The organism is Frankia sp. CcCS3, from assembly GCF_977927575.1.
Window position 1 is genome coordinate 1 of record NZ_CDWRCL010000356.1, and the last position, 2654, is coordinate 2654.

General features: G+C 72.4%; 2 protein-coding genes. One reads left to right on the plus strand and one right to left on the minus strand.

Annotation, left to right across the window (positions count from 1 at the left end; translation table 11 throughout):
* Window positions 1–40: 40 nt before the first annotated feature.
* The gene (locus AC08OQ_RS19105; RefSeq protein WP_476612293.1) at window positions 41–1600 is read right to left on the minus strand and encodes an MFS transporter; all 1560 of its coding nucleotides are present in this window, start codon (window positions 1598–1600) and stop codon (window positions 41–43) included.
* 83 nt (window positions 1601–1683) lie between these two features.
* On the opposite strand from AC08OQ_RS19105, the gene AC08OQ_RS19110 reads away from it, so the two are divergent.
* Entirely contained in the window at window positions 1684–2577 is an 894-nt protein-coding gene (locus tag AC08OQ_RS19110; protein ID WP_476602412.1) for a DUF3027 domain-containing protein, read from the plus strand.
* Window positions 2578–2654 lie beyond the last annotated feature (77 nt).

Below are 2654 nucleotides of genomic sequence, written 5' to 3' on the forward strand. Positions count from 1 at the left end.
ACCAATAGACGATCATGAGAGGGCCAGTTCGATCACAAGATCAGCGACAGATCCATCGGTGGCGCCGCCATCGGAGGCCGCGGGTCGTTCGTCGGCGGTCAGGCCGGGTCGGACCGGTCGGATCCTGGAGCGTCGCCGGAATGGGGAGTGGGGCCTGCCGCCACGGGTCGGCCGGTGGCAGCGGCGTCGACGCGGTCGCGTGGGCCGGCGGGGGCCTGGGTGCCGGCGGGGGCATCGGCGACTGCGGGGGAACCCCTGGGTGACCGAGCGGTTTCGTCGTGTCCGGATCGTTGTGGGCGGGTGGGTGGTTCCGGGCGTCCGCGCGGAACTGGGCGCGGGCGGCCAGCCGGGACCGGCGCAGCGCGCCGGCCTCCACGAACAACGTGATCCCCATCGCCGCCGCGGCCACCGCGAAGCCGACCATCCCGGGCATCTCGATCAGTCCGAGGCCCCCGCCGGCGACCCAGGCCAGCTGCAGACCGGTCTCAGAGCGGGCGAACGCGGAGTTGCGGGTGGTCTCCGGGATGTCCCGCTGGATGATCGCGTCCAGCGCCAGCTTCCCCATCGACCCCGCCATGGACGCCAGCAGCGCGGCGACCAGCGAGGTGAACTTGGTGTAGGTGATCGCCGCACCGAGGCATCCCCCTGCCGCCAACACCAGCGCGAGCATGAGGATGCCCTCGGGGCGGCGCCGGCCGAGCCGGCCGCCGATGAGGACTCCCAGGCCGCTGCCGGCGCCCGCGCAGACCGCGAGCCCGCCCAGCCACAGGTTGTTCCCGCCGTTGGTGCGCAGGAGGAACACCAGATAGAACGTCAGGAAGCCGACCAGACTGCGTAGCACCAGGGCGGCGCGCAGCGCCACCGGCAGCGTGCCGAGGAACGCCCGGATCCACGTCCCGACACCGCGCCGGGCCACGCTTGAGGGAAGCGGCCCGCGCAGTGGCTGCTCACCGGCGGCGGAGTCGACGTGCCCGGGCAGGTTGAACGCCAGTAGGACCCCGGCCATGTAGACGAGGGCACAGATCCGCAACACCCAGGGATAGCCGACGAAAGGGATGTTGGCGATGCCCAACCCGACGGGTGCCACGACCGCCCCGGCGACGATGTTGACCAGCGAGATCCGTGAGTTGATCGTGACGAGCGTGAGTTCCGCCGGGGCCACCCGGGGAATGACGGCGCTGCGCGCGACGCCGAACCCGCGGGAGAGCACGAGCAGGCCGAGCGCGAGGGGGTAGACGGCCAGCCCGTCGAGCGCCCCCGCGAGCTGCCACGCCAGCAGCCCGCGGCCCAGGCAGATGGCGGCGAGCGCCGTCCGCCGGCCGTAGGCCACCCGGTCCAGCAGCGGACCGATGACCGGCGCCAGCAGGGCGAACGACACCATGGTGACCAGTAGGTAGAGGGCGACCTTCGACCGGGCCTCGCCGGACGGGACGGCGAAGAACAGCGAACCCGCCAACGCGACGGTCACCAGCGCGTCCCCGGCGGCGTTGACGAACGACAGCTCCGTCAGCGACGACAGCCCCGACCGGTCGGCGTCATTGCCGCGCACACTCGCCCGCAGCCGGCGCAGGCTGTTCACCACTGTGCTGCCCAGGTTCACCCTGCCCAGTGTCCTCGTCTTGGACCGGCGCTGTCCTGGACCGGCGCCACTACGACCACGTCGGGCGGTGGGAGGGTTCGTGGGTGAGAATACTTCCCGTGGATGCTCCCGATGTTCGTAGGACGGTCCGGTCCGGGCGGGCACCCGTGGCCGATCCGACCTGTGCGGCCGCCGTTGACCTGGCCCGGCAGGCGGCCGTCGAGGAGGCGGGGTCCGCGGCGGAGGTCGGTGAGCATCTCGGCGTCGAGAGCGAGGGGGACCGCCTCGCCCTGCACCGGTTCGCCTGCCTGTCGCGGGCCTACCCCGGCTGGGTCTGGACGGTGATCGTTACCCGAGCCGCGCGGGTGCGCAAGGCGACGGTCGACGACGTCGTGTTGATGCCCGGGGACGGGGCCATGCTGGCGCCCCCGTGGGTCCCCTGGTCGGAGCGGCTGCGGCCGGGCGACGTCGGCGTCGGGGACCTGCTGCCGACCGCCATCGACGATCCTCGGCTCGCGCTGCGCACAGAAGACGCCGAGGAGTTCGCCGACACCGACGTCTTCATCGAGCTCGGTCTGGGGCGGGCCCGGGTGCTGTCCGTGACCGGGCGGGAGGAAGCGGTCGAACGCTGGTACGCGGGTCCCGCCGGCCCGGGCGCATCCATCGCCAAGGTGGCGCCCGCATCCTGCCTGACCTGCGGATTCCACGTGCGGCTCGCGGGTGCGCTCGGCCGGATGTTCGGCGTCTGCGCCAACGAGCTCGCACCGGACGACGGCCGGGTCACGTCGATCGACCACGGCTGTGGGGCGCACTCGGAGGCACTGGTGGCTCCTTCGGCGCATCCTGAACCCGTCCTGTTCGACGAGGACCCCTCCGGCCTGGAGCCGATCGACGTCGAGCTGGTGGGCGTGGCCGCCCATCCGCCGGGTTCGGTGGACGACAACGGGGCGGGCGAGACCGCGGACGGCCCGGGACCGGAGCCCTACGGCCACTCCTGACCGGCCTCGCCCGCCGACGCCGGGACTTACCTGGATTTATCCGGACGTACTCGGCTCGGACGTACTCGTTTCTAGGC